11 protein-coding genes and 4 tRNA genes are annotated in these 14,355 nt (G+C 58.3%); 11 read left to right on the top strand and 4 right to left on the bottom strand.

The window, feature by feature from the left end; genetic code table 11:
• Positions 1-113: 113 nt before the first annotated feature.
• Positions 114-1,079, bottom strand: a complete 966-nt coding sequence (locus tag EL257_RS08295; protein ID WP_126361507.1) for a bile acid:sodium symporter family protein — start codon at positions 1,077-1,079, stop codon at positions 114-116.
• Positions 1,080-1,230: 151 nt separating this feature from the next.
• Positions 1,231-2,151, bottom strand: a complete 921-nt coding sequence (rdgC, locus tag EL257_RS08300) for a recombination-associated protein RdgC (protein ID WP_126361510.1) — start codon at positions 2,149-2,151, stop codon at positions 1,231-1,233.
• Between the two features lie 159 nt (positions 2,152-2,310).
• On the opposite strand from rdgC, the gene EL257_RS08305 reads away from it, so the two are divergent.
• From EL257_RS08305 to EL257_RS08320, 4 genes are all read left to right on the top strand, one after another.
• A tRNA-Val gene (locus EL257_RS08305) sits at positions 2,311-2,386 on the top strand.
• A 19-nt stretch (positions 2,387-2,405) separates the two neighbouring features.
• Positions 2,406-2,482, top strand: a tRNA-Asp gene (locus EL257_RS08310).
• 190 nt (positions 2,483-2,672) lie between these two features.
• Positions 2,673-2,748: transfer RNA gene (locus EL257_RS08315), tRNA-Val, on the top strand.
• Between the two features lie 19 nt (positions 2,749-2,767).
• A tRNA-Asp gene (locus tag EL257_RS08320) sits at positions 2,768-2,844 on the top strand.
• A 159-nt stretch (positions 2,845-3,003) separates the two neighbouring features.
• Here EL257_RS08320 and EL257_RS08325 read toward each other — a convergent pair.
• Both EL257_RS08325 and EL257_RS08330 read right to left on the bottom strand, forming a co-directional pair.
• Positions 3,004-4,149 (bottom strand): catalase family protein, encoded by a 1,146-nt coding sequence (locus EL257_RS08325; RefSeq protein WP_419866615.1) that lies wholly within the window; start codon positions 4,147-4,149, stop codon positions 3,004-3,006.
• A gap of 29 nt (positions 4,150-4,178) precedes the next feature.
• Positions 4,179-5,987 (bottom strand): di-heme-cytochrome C peroxidase, encoded by a 1,809-nt coding sequence (locus EL257_RS08330; protein WP_126361516.1) that lies wholly within the window; start codon positions 5,985-5,987, stop codon positions 4,179-4,181.
• Positions 5,988-6,255: 268 nt separating this feature from the next.
• Between EL257_RS08330 and EL257_RS08335 the strand changes: the two genes are divergently transcribed.
• From EL257_RS08335 to EL257_RS08365, 7 genes are all read left to right on the top strand, one after another.
• Positions 6,256-6,975, top strand: a complete 720-nt coding sequence (locus tag EL257_RS08335) for an FKBP-type peptidyl-prolyl cis-trans isomerase (RefSeq protein ID WP_126361519.1) — start codon at positions 6,256-6,258, stop codon at positions 6,973-6,975.
• A 292-nt stretch (positions 6,976-7,267) separates the two neighbouring features.
• Positions 7,268-7,723: a YkvA family protein gene (locus EL257_RS08340; protein WP_126361523.1), complete on the top strand. Its 456-nt coding sequence runs from the start codon at positions 7,268-7,270 to the stop codon at positions 7,721-7,723.
• 113 nt (positions 7,724-7,836) lie between these two features.
• Complete coding sequence (locus EL257_RS08345; RefSeq protein WP_126361526.1) at positions 7,837-8,178, top strand: helix-turn-helix domain-containing protein; 342 nt, start codon at positions 7,837-7,839, stop codon at positions 8,176-8,178.
• Positions 8,175-8,546, top strand: coding sequence for a hypothetical protein (locus tag EL257_RS08350; protein ID WP_003223109.1), 372 nt, complete (start codon positions 8,175-8,177; stop codon positions 8,544-8,546). The genes EL257_RS08345 and EL257_RS08350 overlap by 4 nt, the downstream gene beginning before the upstream one ends.
• Positions 8,547-8,948, top strand: a complete 402-nt coding sequence (locus tag EL257_RS08355; protein ID WP_126361530.1) for an SEL1-like repeat protein — start codon at positions 8,547-8,549, stop codon at positions 8,946-8,948.
• Positions 8,949-9,207: 259 nt separating this feature from the next.
• Positions 9,208-13,971, top strand: coding sequence for an RHS repeat-associated core domain-containing protein (locus tag EL257_RS08360; protein WP_126361533.1), 4,764 nt, complete (start codon positions 9,208-9,210; stop codon positions 13,969-13,971).
• Positions 13,968-14,327: a hypothetical protein gene (locus EL257_RS08365; protein WP_126361536.1), complete on the top strand. Its 360-nt coding sequence runs from the start codon at positions 13,968-13,970 to the stop codon at positions 14,325-14,327. Before EL257_RS08360 ends, EL257_RS08365 begins: the two co-directional genes overlap by 4 nt.
• Positions 14,328-14,355: the final 28 nt, after the last annotated feature.

Below are 14,355 nucleotides of genomic sequence, written 5' to 3' on the forward strand. Positions count from 1 at the left end.
TCCATCGATTTTGACGGGGTCGTCCCCAGATTAAATGACTCGATCGAGCCGCAGGGTCGTCCCCGCGTTGCGCGATAGTGTGACGAGCATTAATCCTGGGTCAAGTGCGCGCGTCATTCGGCAGCCCGTTGCGCAAGAGTGTCGCGATCTTCCTTCTCGCTCATGCGGCGGAAATAGGTCGACAGTAGCGCCCCGGAAATATTGTGCCAGACGCTGAACAGCGCACTCGGCACCGCCGCCAGTGGCGAGAAATGCGCGCTGGCCAGCGCGGCGCCCAGCCCGGAATTCTGCATGCCGACCTCCAGCGCCAGCGACTTGCGCTGTGCCAATGGCAGTTTGAACAAGCGACCGGTGAAGTAACCCAGCAGATAGCCGAAGCTGTTGTGCAGCATCACCACGGCCATGATCAGCAGGCCTGATTCAGCGATTTTCGCCTGACTGGCGGCAACCACGGCGGTAACGATAATCACGATGCTGACCACCGACACCAGTGGCAACACATCAACAGCGTGACGAACCTTGTCACCCAGCAGACGTTGCGCGACCACGCCGAGAACGATCGGCAGCAGCACCACTTGCAGAATCGACCAGAACAGCTCCATGAACGAGACCGGCAGCCAGGCCGAGGCCAGCAGCCAGATCAGCGCCGGGGTCAGCAGCGGCGCGAGGAGCGTGGTGACGGCGGCGATGGCCACTGACAGTGCCAGATCGCCGCGGGCCAGCCAGGTCATCACATTGGAGGACGTACCGCTTGGGCAGCAACCGACCAGAATCACTCCGACGGCGATTTCCGGTGGCAGGTGAAACACTTGGCAAAGCAACCACGCCACACCGGGCATGATCACGAAATGCGCAACCACCCCCAGCGCCACACGCCACGGATGGCGGGCGACGGCAGCGAAGTCGTCGAGTTTGAGGGTAAGGCCCATGCCGAACATCACCAGCCCCAGCAGCGGGACGATGGCGCTTTTGAGGCCGAGGAACCACGCCGGTTGCAGGAATGCGATGACCGCGAATATCAGAACCCAGTAAGCGAAGGTATTGCCGACAAAGCGGCTGAGTGCAGCCAGTGCGCGCATGGCTTGATCCTTGTTATGTGAAAGCGTTAGGAAGCTAAGCATACGTCGCCAGCAAAAAGATCGCAGCCTCCGGCAGCTCCAACAGAAAAACACGTCATCTGAAGGAGCTGCCGAAGGCTGCGATCTTTTAAGCGTTCACACAAAAAACCGCTTAGATTCCCTGCGGCATCTCTTCCCCGCCCAGCGCTTCAACCAGCGCTGGCAGGAAGTCGCCGAACGTCAGCATCATCAGCGTGAAGCTGGCGTCCAGTTGGCCCAGTGCCTCATCGCCACCGTCCTGTTCCGCTTGATCCTGCAACAGGTCTTCGAACTTCAGACGTTTGACGGTCATCTTGTCATCGAGCATGAACGACAACTTGTCTTGCCAAGCCAGCGACAACTGAGTGACCACTTTGCCGGTGCTCAGGTGCAGCTGAATCTCTTCGCTGGTCAGGTCCTGACGCTTGCAACGGACGATACCGCCGTCTTCGTGGGTGTCGCGCAGCTCGCACTCGTCCAGTACATAGAAGTCGTCGGCGGCTTTTTGCGTGGTGACCCAGTCAGTCATGACCGCAGTCGGTGCCATTTTCACGGTCAGCGGACGCACGGGCAGGGTGCCGATCACTTCTCGCAGGGTCGACAGCAGATCTTCGGCACGTTTCGGGCTGGCCGAGTTGACCAGAATCAGACCCTGTTTCGGCGCGATGGCGGCGAAGGTCGATGAGCGACGGATAAACGCACGCGGCAGGAAGGCCTGGATGATTTCATCCTTGATCTGATCGCGTTCCTTCTTATAGACCTTGCGCATTTGCTCGGCTTCGATCTCTTCGACCTTTTCCTTGACTGCGTCACGCACGACGCTGCCCGGCAGAATGCGTTCTTCTTTACGCGCAGCGATCAGCAGGAAATCACCGCTGACGTGCACCAGCGGCGCATCTTCGCCTTTGCCGAACGGCGCGACGAAACCGTAGGTGGTCAACTCCTGGCTTGCACATGGACGCGCCAGTTTGGTGGCCAGTGCAGTTTCCAGCGCCTCGGCATCGACAGGCAGGTCTTGGGTCAGGCGATAGATAAGCAGGTTCTTGAACCACATGGGGTGAGTCTCTCCTTTATACAAAGGGGGGCATTATTGTCTTCGCCGTCCCATAGGCCAACCCTTCTCTAAGCCTTTGGAAGGCCTCGGAAAATTATTTAAAAAAGTGCTTGCCAGAGGTGGGGTCGCTCCGTAGAATGCGCGCCACACCGAAGCGAAGGGTGATTAGCTCAGCTGGGAGAGCGTCTGCCTTACAAGCAGAATGTCGGCGGTTCGATCCCGTCATCACCCACCATTCGTTTCAAGTGTTTAGCGCAGCGGTAGTTCAGTCGGTTAGAATACCGGCCTGTCACGCCGGGGGTCGCGGGTTCGAGTCCCGTCCGCTGCGCCATATTCGGTAACCTGGACCACTGAACGCCAGGTCACCACGGAAAAACCCGCTGAAGCGGGTTTTTTTCTGCCTCAAGGTTGTACCGCGGGATGCGCCGTTTCACCGGTTTTCGGATTTAACTGAAAAAAAATTCAATTAAATCAACACATTACGAAAACTTGTGGCATAATGCGCCCCGTAACGAAGCGAAGGGTGATTAGCTCAGCTGGGAGAGCGTCTGCCTTACAAGCAGAATGTCGGCGGTTCGATCCCGTCATCACCCACCATTCGTTTCAAGCGTTTCGCGCAGCGGTAGTTCAGTCGGTTAGAATACCGGCCTGTCACGCCGGGGGTCGCGGGTTCGAGTCCCGTCCGCTGCGCCATATTCGGTATCTGGAACTGAACGCCAGATACCACGGAAAGCCCGCCTAGTGCGGGCTTTTTGCTGTCCGGGATTTACAAAAATCCTGTAGGAGCTGCGGCACGCTGCGATCTTTTGATCTTCATAAACAAGAGCAAAAGATTGCAGCGTGCCGCAGCTCCTACAAGGGATGTGTGGATGCGTTTTGGCTGTGTCGATAATCGCTCACCGCCTCATACACCGCTTTGCGCAGGCGATTGATGCCGCCAATCGGCCGATGCGCCTCGACCCCGAACCATGGATTGAACGACAGGTTGTCACAGGCAATATTCAGCGCTGGCGTGTCGAAATCCTGCGGAGGCAGGGTAATCCGCGCCACGGTTTCAAAGGGCGAATCCTGCTCACGCCACTCAATGCTGGTGTCTTCGATCGGCATGTACTTGTGCGCATCCTGGCGCTGAATCTGCAGGACAAAACACGCCGGCACTCGATCCGTCGACAATTGCTGATTCAGCGCAGTGCGCAAGAAATTGGGCAGCGCATGATTTTGCTTCGGCACGGCATAGGCAGGGCAGTTCTCCGGGGCCGGCGCCACGCGAAACTTCGCATTGGTTTCACCGAATTTGTATGGTGACACTGAGAAATAGGTCGTCCCCGTCGGGCTGTCTGGCGGCGGCGATAGCGTGGCCAGCGCGATGAATAAATGGCGGACCTGCCAGCTGCGAGGATCCCAGTCGGGAAAAAACGCCATGATCCTTTCGCCGTCAGCCTGAGCGGCCACATTCTGACGATACTCAGCGACATCGCTGACGAAGAAATTCGGATGGCTGAACATGACGAAATCCTGTTCGCGGCGCTGTGCGCGGTCGCTGAGCAGTTGTTTACCGGGCACATCCAGTAATTTGATCGCCATGCCGCGAGCGTCGCGAATACTGTCGAATTGCGGGTAGGCGTTGCCGTTGGAGAGGCGAATCATCGCCTGCCAGGTTTTTCCCGGTTCGCTGAAAACACCTTGTCGCAAAGACGACGCCAGTTCCGGCAAAACCTGCACCTCAGCTTTCAAACAACCATGGGCCTTGGCGTGAGCGTCTCGCAGATACCGAGTGCTTTCCCGATGTTGGTCGACGATGCGCACCGCAGTCTGGATCACCTCTTGCGTCATCGCCGCTTCGCCGGGCGGAATTTGTTCGTTTGCCGACACCGGCCCGCGATGTTGCCAGGCGAACCAGGCGCTGACGATGGCCCAGCCAAGCAGACCGGCCGCAAGAAAAATCAGCAGGATCTTGCCGAGCGCGCGCCCCAGCCACAACCAGATCCGGGCGAGCAGCGGCAATTCACGTTTGAGGGTTGGCAGGATCATGGCAATTGCGCCTCCAGTGGGCCGCCGAGGACTTTCAGGTATTCGAGCAGTGCCCAGCGTTCCTCTGGCTGCAACAGTCGGCCGATGACCCCATTGCCACGCTGGCCGGCGCGAAATTCGTGGCCGCTGTTGTGGTTGCCAGAGATTCGCGTGTCGAACACGAAGCCATTGACGAATGCGTCGGTGCGATAACCCAGATGCCGTGGATCGTATTCGAAGGAGCCTTTATAGAAAGTGCTGGCGCGTTCATCCTGCGGTGAAAGCAGCTGATAAATGCTGGGCACTGAACCGTTATGCAGAAACGGCGGGGTAGCCCAGACCCCAGCCAATGGCCGGGCCTTGTAAGCAATTTTTTCGCGCACCCCGATTGGCAGACCAAAGCCATCCAGGCTTGGTTTTTCCTCTGGCGTGACGTTGGCTTCGCGGTAGGCGCGGTTCTCAACGAAAGCGGTGACGTAAGCCAGGCCTTTGGCGACTGACAACTGGCTCAGGTCCAGCGGTTCCTTCGGCGCCGGGTGCAGCTTCACGTCCATGCGCTGCAGTTCTTTCAGATCCCATTGCAGGGCCGTCAGGTCGAAGCGATGGGTTGCAATGTTGTTGGCAGCATTCGGGTCGGTGCCGATGACATCCACCGACAGCATGTGCAGGTGCTGCACCCAGCGTTCGCCTTCACGGGTTGTGCGCGGGACGTGACAACCGGCGCAGTTCTCGCTGAACAGGGTGCGACCCTTGGCTGCCAGCGGTTTATCGACGGCGCCCAACAGTGCTTCTGGCCAGGCGGGTGGCTGCAGCTTTTGCAGGGTTTCTTCGATTTTATGCAGATCGCGCACGCGCACGCTGGAGGGATAGCGTGCGTCGCCTTGCAGCGGCTGGCCGTCGGCATCAAAAAAACTCAGGGTCGCGCCGACGCCCAGCGCCTCGCCGATGTTGCGCGCCATTGGCTGCTGCGCCGAACCGTTCCACTGCACCCAGTCGAACGTCCACATTTCCCACAATTGCGGGTAGTCCACCGGAGCGTTGGCCACACGGTAGTTGGTCGCGGAGATCGCGTCGCCGAAGGTGGCGTTGGCGATCCGTCCGAACGCATCGGCACGACCCGGTCCCTCTTCGGTTGGATAAAGGCCGCGGTGGGTGTCGTTCCAGGCGACTTTAATAAAGGTATCGAGCGATGCCTTGAAGTCTTCGCGCAGTTGCGCGTGACGGGCGTCGTATTGATCGCCCAGCACGTTTCGGGCGAACCGCTCGAATTTCCATGGGTTGTAGTAAGTCGAGGCCAGACTTGCGACCAAAGCCTGTCCGAAACTTCCACCACGCAATGTCGGAACACTGGAAGGCAACATATGCTGCGCCGTGCCGCCATCGATGCGCACCGCTTGCCCTTTGAAGCGCAATTCGCCTGTGTGGCAAGCGGCGCAAGTTATGTCCAGATATTGCTCGGAACTGGCGGGATTTTGATGTCGCGCGAAGCCGACGGGCAGGTTGCCGGGGTTATTCGGTGTGGCTTTGCGCTGCGGATCGATGAGAAAACCGAAGCGGGCAAGGTAATCGGGGGAGGCGAACCGGTGCTCGGAGAATGGCAGTTCCAGCGCCTCAAACCATTCATAGCGCAAGCCTTTGACCTGCGTGCCCTGAGGCGTGAAGTAGTAGGTTTGCCGGTCTTCTTCACTCCATTGGTCCAGGTAATGCACCTGCTGGGCGGGCGTATAGAAGGGCAATTTCGGATTGACGACGTAATAAAGCACCACGGCGAGAACGAGTCCCAGCAGTGCGACGATCATGGCCAGCACACGGAATAAGAGGCGCAAGATAAACATCCTTGTCGAATTGTTGCGCTGTTATGCCTGAGCTGGATCGTGCCGGCAAGTGGCCATTACGCCAGATGTTGTGGCGGGCTCTTCGGTCGTTGTCGGATACAGATGACAGAAGCTTCATCGTGCCTTTATCCAAATGCGTTTTAATCCCTGAACTTATCGGAAGAATCCTGCTCTCATGCCGGTAGCCATTGGTCGTGGCGGCCTGATAAGCTCGCGGCTTTACTCGATTGCCCATTCGGCGCATGAACAAGGAAATAGCATGAAACAGCATCGGTTGGCGGCGGCGGTTGCCCTGGTTGGCCTGGTCCTCGCGGGTTGTGATTCGCAGACCAGCGTAGAGCTGAAAACCCCGGCGCAAAAAGCTTCCTACGGTATCGGCCTGAACATGGGCAAAAGCCTTGCTCAGGAAGGTATGGATGATCTGGACTCCAAAGCGGTAGCCCAGGGCATCGAAGATGCCGTCGGCAAGAAAGAACAGAAGCTGAAAGATGAAGAACTGGTCGAAGCCTTCGCCGCCCTGCAAAAGCGTGCTGAAGAGCGCATGGCCAAGATGAGCGAAGAGTCGGCAGCCGCCGGCAAGAAGTTCCTCGAAGAAAACGGCAAGAAGACTGGCGTGACAACCACTGCTTCCGGTCTGCAATACGAAGTCATCAAAAAAGCCGACGGCCCACAGCCCAAGCCGACTGACGTAGTGACCGTTCACTACACCGGCAAGCTGACCAACGGCACCGTATTCGACAGCTCCGTCGAGCGCGGCAGCCCGATCGATCTGCCAGTCAGCGGTGTGATTCCGGGTTGGGTCGAAGGTCTGCAATTGATGCACGTTGGCGAGAAGTACAAGCTGTACATCCCTAGCGATCTGGCTTACGGCGCGCAGTCGCCAAGCCCGGCAATCCCGGCCAATTCGGTTCTGGTCTTCGACCTGGAACTGCTGGCCATCAAGGATCCAGCCAAAGAAGACGCCGCTGCTTCGAAGTAAGCAGCCGGTTTCAACAACAACGCCTCGCTTAAGCGGGGCGTTGTTGCATCTGGACTTCGACAAGGGTAAACAAAGCGAACCGACGCCGGGCGCCGGAGTCATAGCTTTTGAGGCGTCCTGCGCTAGACGTGCTGAGCTGCCAAGTCAATGAAATATTGGGGTTTTTTATGTGAGTAAAAAACGCCCGATCTGAGCGCGGCCCTTGTAAAACGGGGCTCTCAGCGCTGAAATGCAGCTCTGTTCACAAGGTTATCCACAATTTGTGTGGATAACATTTCAACGGGAGGAATAGATGAAGGCTCCGTGGAATTTCGCTCGATTCCTGCCCTTGGCTGGCCGCTTGCTTGCCCGTGGACGGCTGCCGACGTTGCTATTCGCCGTCGCCAGCAAAGGCGCTGCGCAAGGCAATCGCCTCGGTAAACTCAAGGATGATCTGCGTTTGCTCCAGGCGTTGTGCCTGGCTTACTGGCGTGGCGAATACCGTGCAATCAGTGGCAAGGCTCTGGTGTCGGTGGTAGCGGGCTTGATGTATTTCGTCAGTCCGGTGGATGCCATACCTGATTTCATCCCGGTCTTCGGCATGCTCGACGACCTCGCCGTTCTCGCTTGGCTGATGAAAACCCTCGACGACGAACTCAATGCTTTCCGTGTCTGGCGCAAGCGTCAGCAGCCGGAAAAACTCGCTGTCGTCGAACGCCTCCCCGATACACCCGAGCAACTTCAACTTCAGGGACCGAAAAAGCCCTGAAGGTTGTAGTCCCTTTCGCAGATAGATACCCCCCGCGACCTTGGCCGCTGTTAGGATTACACTTCTAGGGAAAAGTGCCGACTCGCTAAGTGTTGTTGTCCTACGGGGTAGTCATGGATATTCAGATAATTGCACGCGATGGCGAACCGGAGTACGCGGTTCTGCCCTGGGCTCAATATCAAGCTCTACTGAAAGCAGCAGGTATCAATGAAACGCCGTCGCGACAGGCCCCCGCGCCACTCGCGACCACTCCAAATGCGGTTCTTCCAGGTCTGGATCAACTACGCAGTTTGCGCGAAGGGAAGGGCATCGCCATCGAGGCGCTGGCCCGCACGGTAGGCATCAGCCCGTCTTATCTGGCCATGATCGAAAGTGGTGAGCGTCTGCCCGACGCCGCGATTCGCCGCAGCCTGGCCTGGGAATTGGCGGTGCCAGGTTGGAGGGATGAATCGTGAGCGTACGCATCAGTCGTCAACATTGGGATGGCTTGCTCGGGGAATTGGATCAGGCGCGCCGACAGCGTCATCTTCTGACCTATCGAGCGCTGCTCGAACGCCTGCAATTGCCGACGCCCGCGATGCAAACCCTGACCGCAGCTCTTGAGCATCTTGCCGCGCTGGACGCCAAAGCCGAACAGCCGTTGCGCAGTTCGCTGGTGATCAGCCAAGGCGCCAGCCGTCTGCCGCGCACCGGTTTTTTCGAGTGTGTCGAACGTTTGGGGCGTTTTTCGGGGCCGTCGGACGGGGTCGCCGCGGCGTCCTGGCATGCTTCGGAAGTGGTCCGTGTTTTTGAATATGAGTACCCGGAATCGGCGGAGGCCTGAGTGTTTCTACAGCTCAAGGCACGTTCCAGTTATTGGCTGGCCCGCCGGCTGTTTCACTGGGCCTGGTTTGTCCGCCAGCCGCGCGGCTGGCGCTGGCTCGAAGGCCAGTTTGCGCGCATGGCCAATCTTGGCGATGTCGGTGCGCAGAGCTTTTACGGGCATATCCTGTTGTTTCGCGGGGTCGGTCTGGGCGCGCGTGAAGAAGGCGTGCGGTTGTTGCGTATGGCTGCGCTGGCGGGCGATGGCAAAGCGGCTTATCAGGTTGGCATGATTTGCCTCAAAGGTACGCCCAGCAAGGCGCCTGATCCGGTTGAAGCCGCACGCTGGTGGGCGATGGCGGCGAAAGCCGGGCATCCCTTGGCCGAGCTGAAACTGAGAGAACTGAACCTGCCCGACGCTTAGTCTTAAAAACTTGTTTGCAAAAGAGTCCATGCTCCGCTTTATAAACGTGGCGTGAGGGAAACCTCACGCCACGTTTGCTTTTTTCCGTGCCCATTTTCCTGAAACATGTGCTTTACAGATTAATCCTACAGCTATCGCCTACTTGCCTGACTTCTTTCCTGATTGATCCCCCGCACAGTTCCCGCGCCTAATTTTTGCGCGAGGGAACGCTCATGTTTGACCCGCTTATTCAGTCCACTCCGCACATCTGCGTGCGCTGATGGAAGCCGTCACCCGTATCGAGCAAGAACTCGACAGTTTCCCAGAGACCCTCAGCCTTTATCGCGAGCAGCTCAAGCATTGGACGAGTCGTGCGGCCGACAATATCAGTCACGCGGCGGACCTGCCGTCGCTGATGGGCATGGAACGGATCATCCGCTTCGGTGACAGCAATACTGCCGTCAGCAGCAGCGATGACGAATTCTTCTCCAGCGTCGTACAGTGCCAGAAGACCGGGCTGATGCTGATCGAAAGCAAGTTCGAGTCCGTCTATGACATCCCGCTGGGCAACATCGCGGTCGATGTGATCGCTATGGACGGTGGCCAAACCACTCCCATCACTCTGGATGCGCAAGGCAAGGGCTCATTCACAGGAACGGCCGGCAAGTTTTATCGAGTGCAGGTGCACAGCAAGGTCACCAGCGGTCAGGTCGATGATTTGTTCACTGCCTATGACGGCCTGACAGCAGAGCTGAATGGCTGGCTGCGCAGCGAGTGGCAGGGGTTCAAACCGCAGTGGTCGCAGTCGCTGGCAACCGCGGCTGGCAACGGCCTGTTGGCCGGGAGCTGGGCGGCCATCGAAGGCGTGTGGAACAGCCTTGGTCTGCTTTCGGACATTCTCAAGGACCCAGGGGCGTTTGCCGACCGATTGGGCGAGGGTGCCACGCAGTTGATGGCGCTCGCTGCGACGGCCCCCGACGTCATGGAAAAGCTGCAATTGCTAGTCAGCGACGAAGCGGCTCTGTGTTTACTGCTTCGCACTGCAAGCCTCTGGCTGGAGATGTTGCCGCCCAGCGAGATGGCCGGGAAAACCGCTGAAGCGGCGTCGATGGTGATCGTTCAGGTGCTGATCGATGTGCTGATCGGCGTGGTTCTGACGTTCGTCGGGGCGGGCGCAGGGATCGCTTATCTGACGCTGCGCCTGGCGAATCGCGCTGCGCAATTGCTGTCAGCGGTGACGCGCTTGGTGAAGGCGATGTTTGGCATCGTCGAGGGGTTCATCAAATACGTTGATCAATACAAATCGGTCGCCGCCCGTGGCATCGCCGCCGGCGTGAAAAAGGGCCGAATGCAGCTGCGTTGGGACGCCAAACGCAACGCCACGTTGAAGAAAAACGAAACCCACGACGACGCCTCTGATCAGGCGAAAAACCCCAACGGCGACAGCGCCGATTGCGCCGCGCTGACCTGCACCAACGGTTGCCCGGTGTCGATGGTCACTGGCGAAGAATTGCTGACCCTGACCGATGCGGTGCTCGACGGCGTGCTGCCGTTCGAGTTCACCCGCTTGTACCGCAGCAGCGCCGTCGAGATCGATATCGGTCTGGGTTTCGGCTGGAGCCATTCGCTGGCGCATCGGCTGGTGTTCGAAGGCGATTTCGTCGTCTGGATCGACCATGAGAACCGTCGTACACGGTTTCCGCTGCCGAACGTCGAGCGCCCGGCGATTCACAACAGCCTGTCGCGGGCGGCGATTTTCCTTGGGGCTGAACCCGAAGAGCTGATTCTTGCCCTGGCGGGGGATTCGGCGCGGTTTTATCACTTTCGTGCGGGCCGGCTGACGGCGATCAGCGATGCCTATGGCAATCGTCTGCGCATCGATCGTGATCGCCAGGATCGGATCAGTCGTGTGGATAACGGCGCCGGTCGTGCGCTGCTGTTGCGTTATGACCGGGCGCAATTGGTGGCGGTCGATTACCAGGTCTTCGCTCAGGGTGAATGGACGACCGAACAAAACCTTGCCGGTTATTGCTACGACGCTCGCCAGCGTTTGCTCGCCGCGACCAACGCGGTCGGCGACAGCGAACGCTACGATTACGACGACAGCCACGTCATTCTGCAACGGCAGTTGACCGGCGGCGCCAGTTTCTTCTGGGAGTGGCAGCGCGAGGGCAAAGCGGCGCGTTGCGTGCGGCACTGGGCGTCGTTCTCGCAGATGAACACCCGCTACGTCTGGAACGACGACGGCAGCGTGACGGTGTACTACGTCGACGGCACCGAAGAGACCTACGTCCACGACGACCGCGCGCGGCTCGTGCGCAAGACCTCGGCCGACGGTGGTGAACAGCTCAAGGCGTACGACGAAGCAGGACGGCTGATCGCCGAGCAGGATGCCCTCGGGGCGGTCACTGAATACCACTACGACGACGTCGGACGGCTGATCGCGCTGATTCCACCGGATGACGCGCCAACTTCCTACGAGTATCGCAACGGTTTTCTCTACCGACGTTCACGCGGCGACGCGGTGTGGACTTATCGGCGCAACGCCGAAGGTGATGTTACGGAAGCGGTCGATCCCGACGGCCAGGTCATCCATTACTACTACGACATTTACGGCCAGCTGCTGTCGATCCGCTATCCGGACAGCAGCCGGCATCGACTGGCCTGGAATACGCTGGGGCAGTTGATCGAGGAAACCCTGCCCGACGGTGGCGTGCGGCGCTTTTCCTACGATGCGCTGGGGCGGCGGACCACAACCGAGGATGAACACGGTGCAGTGACCCGTCAGCAGTGGGACGCCGCTGGCCGACTGCTGCAGACGACTTTTCCTACCGGCGCCAGCCGCGCCTACAGCTACGGCGCCTACGGCCAGGTCACCGCCGAGCGCGATGAACTGGGGCGCATCACCCGTTACGAATACGACGATGACCTGCACCTGGTCTCGCGGCGGATCAATCCCGACGGCACGCGGGTCCAGTACCGCTATGACCACGCGCAACTGCTGCTCACCGAGATCGAGAACGAGTCGGGTGAAAAATATCGACTGGACTACACCTCGACCGGATTGATCCGACAGGAAACCGCCTTCGACGGACGACGCACCGCCTACGCCTACGACCTCAACGGGCATCTGCTGGAAAAGACCGAGTTCGGCGATGTCGGCTCGCAGTTGGTCACCGCGTATGAACGTGACGCTGCCGGGCGCCTATTGGTGAAAACCCTGCCGGACGGAGTCAAGGTCAGCTATCGCTATGACCGCCTAGGTCGTTTGACTGGCGTCGACGATGGGCAAAACCACCCACTGGTCTTCGAATACGACCGCCAGGATCGGCTGATCACCGAGCATCAGGGCTGGGGCACGCTGCGTTATGCCTACGACGCCTGCGGCCAGCTCAAGCAGATGCGTTTGCCGGACAACAGCAAGCTCGATTATCACCACGCCAAGGGCGGTGCGCTGAGCGCCATCGACCTCAACGGCGCGCAACTGACCACGCACATTTTCCTGTCCGGGCGCGAACAGCAACGTCAGCAAGGTCTGCTGCTCAGCGAATATTCTTACGACGATCAGGGCCGTTTGCTCGCTCACGCTGTCGGTCATTCCCACGATTCACTTTATCGCCGCGACTATGCCTACAGTGCCAACGGCAATCTGGACCACATCGCCGACACCCGCCACGGCCAGCGCACCTACGGCTACGACACCCTCGACCGGCTGATCCGCGTCCGCCATTCGCGCGACGAACTGCCCGAATCGTTCGCCCATGACCCGGCTGGCAACCTGCTGATGCAGGACCGCCCCGGCCCGAGTCAGATCAAGGGCAACCGCCTGCTGATGCAAGGCGATCGCCATTACGACTATGACGCCTTCGGCAATCTGATCCGCGAACGCCGTGGCGCCGGGCAACAAATCGTCACTGAATACCGCTACGACTGCCAACACCGGCTGATCGGCCTGACCCGCCCCGATGGCCAGACCGCGACCTATCAATACGACGCCTTCGGTCGGCGCATCCGCAAAACTGTCGACGGCGTCGTCACCGAGTTCTTCTGGCAAGGCGAGCAGATCGTCGCCGAAAGCAGCCAGAACGAATACCGCAGCTACGTCTACGAACCCGGCACCTTCCGCCCCTTGGCGCTGCTCGACGGCAAAGGCCCGAAAAAAGCCTGCCCGTTCTACTACCAACTCGACCACCTCGGCACCCCGTTGGAGTTAACCGACTACAGCGGAGAAATCGTCTGGTCGGCGCAGTACGACGCCTACGGCAAGGTCGCCGCCCTGACACTCGCCGCTGATGAATATCTGGATCAGCCGTTGAGGTTTCAGGGGCAGTACTTCGATGCTGAAAGCGGGCTGCACTACAACCGGCACCGGTATTACGACCCGAGGTTGGGGCGATATCTGACGCCGGACCCGGTGAAGCTGGCGGGTGGGTTGAATCAGTACCGGTACGTGCCGAATCCGACGGGGTGGGTGGATCCGTTGGGGTTGAGTTGCAGTTGTCCGCCGCCAGCGCCGCGACGTCCGATGCGGTACGAGGCTGGTCGCGTCGTTGTGGACGAGGGTGCGCCCCCGCTGCCAAAAATGACGGCGCAGGAGCGTAGAGCGAGGATTGATGAGGTAGCGGAGGAAAATGCTCATAGGAGGTTGGATGAAATGGAGAGAGCCACACAAGGCGCCCATTTTTTAGAGAAGCATGGCGCCCAAACAACTCTACGATCTCAATTTGAACGAATCATGTCAGGAAAAAATCCGACAACTGGAATAATAGAGATCTACAACGGCGGACCAAACCATGGGCAACCTAAAATTCCAAGTGCAGCCACTCATTTTCTCAGCCATAGAGACCAGCTAAATGCTATCTACAGAGCCAAACTGATACTCCGGCGTACCGATCTTCAAACGTCGAGAAGGCCGATGGATATGGGCAAGATCATAGGCGAAGGTTATACGAAAGACGGGATTTACGGGCAGCAAAGGAAAGCAGTGGTTATTCTCAAAGCAAACGGCAACACGGTAACTTCATACGCGGATTTCGATCGATGAAAAAAAAATATGAAATTGTGGACATAAAAAATCTGCTGTTTGTTTTCGATATTGAAAATACTCACGACATTGTGCGAGAGCGATTGATAGCGGAAAGAAACGTCAATGATTTACAACATTTAAAAGAGCTTTTCGACACTCTGCTAAAGCCTGAATTTTATGAGTACACGGATAAAGAACAAGAATCCCTTATAAACACAGTCGATCATTTTCTAGATCAAAATGACAATTTTGATGCTGTGTTTAACCGGATGACGACGTATTTCGGGACGGAAGTCGCCGATAGGCCAAGTTTCATGCGGGTTTTACTGGAATGCTTAAAAAAATACCGAGAGGAACAAGGCCCAGGCTGTTGAAGTCAAAAACTCGCAATGTGCCCGAGTA

This window comes from Pseudomonas fluorescens (assembly GCF_900636825.1).
Lineage (GTDB): Bacteria > Pseudomonadota > Gammaproteobacteria > Pseudomonadales > Pseudomonadaceae > Aquipseudomonas > Aquipseudomonas fluorescens_BG.

What these genes read in the sequence shown, in the direction of transcription:
- EL257_RS08295 (WP_126361507.1), bottom strand. Translation starts at nt 1,079, where the DNA reads ATGCGCGCACTGGCTGCACTCAGCCGCTTTGTCGGCAATACCTTCGCT.
- rdgC (WP_126361510.1), bottom strand. Translation starts at nt 2,151, where the DNA reads ATGTGGTTCAAGAACCTGCTTATCTATCGCCTGACCCAAGACCTGCCT.
- EL257_RS08335 (WP_126361519.1), top strand. Translation starts at nt 6,256, where the DNA reads ATGAAACAGCATCGGTTGGCGGCGGCGGTTGCCCTGGTTGGCCTGGTC.
- EL257_RS08340 (WP_126361523.1), top strand. Translation starts at nt 7,268, where the DNA reads ATGAAGGCTCCGTGGAATTTCGCTCGATTCCTGCCCTTGGCTGGCCGC.
- EL257_RS08345 (WP_126361526.1), top strand. Translation starts at nt 7,837, where the DNA reads ATGGATATTCAGATAATTGCACGCGATGGCGAACCGGAGTACGCGGTT.
- EL257_RS08360 (WP_126361533.1), top strand. Translation starts at nt 9,208, where the DNA reads ATGGAAGCCGTCACCCGTATCGAGCAAGAACTCGACAGTTTCCCAGAG.
- EL257_RS08365 (WP_126361536.1), top strand. Translation starts at nt 13,968, where the DNA reads ATGAAAAAAAAATATGAAATTGTGGACATAAAAAATCTGCTGTTTGTT.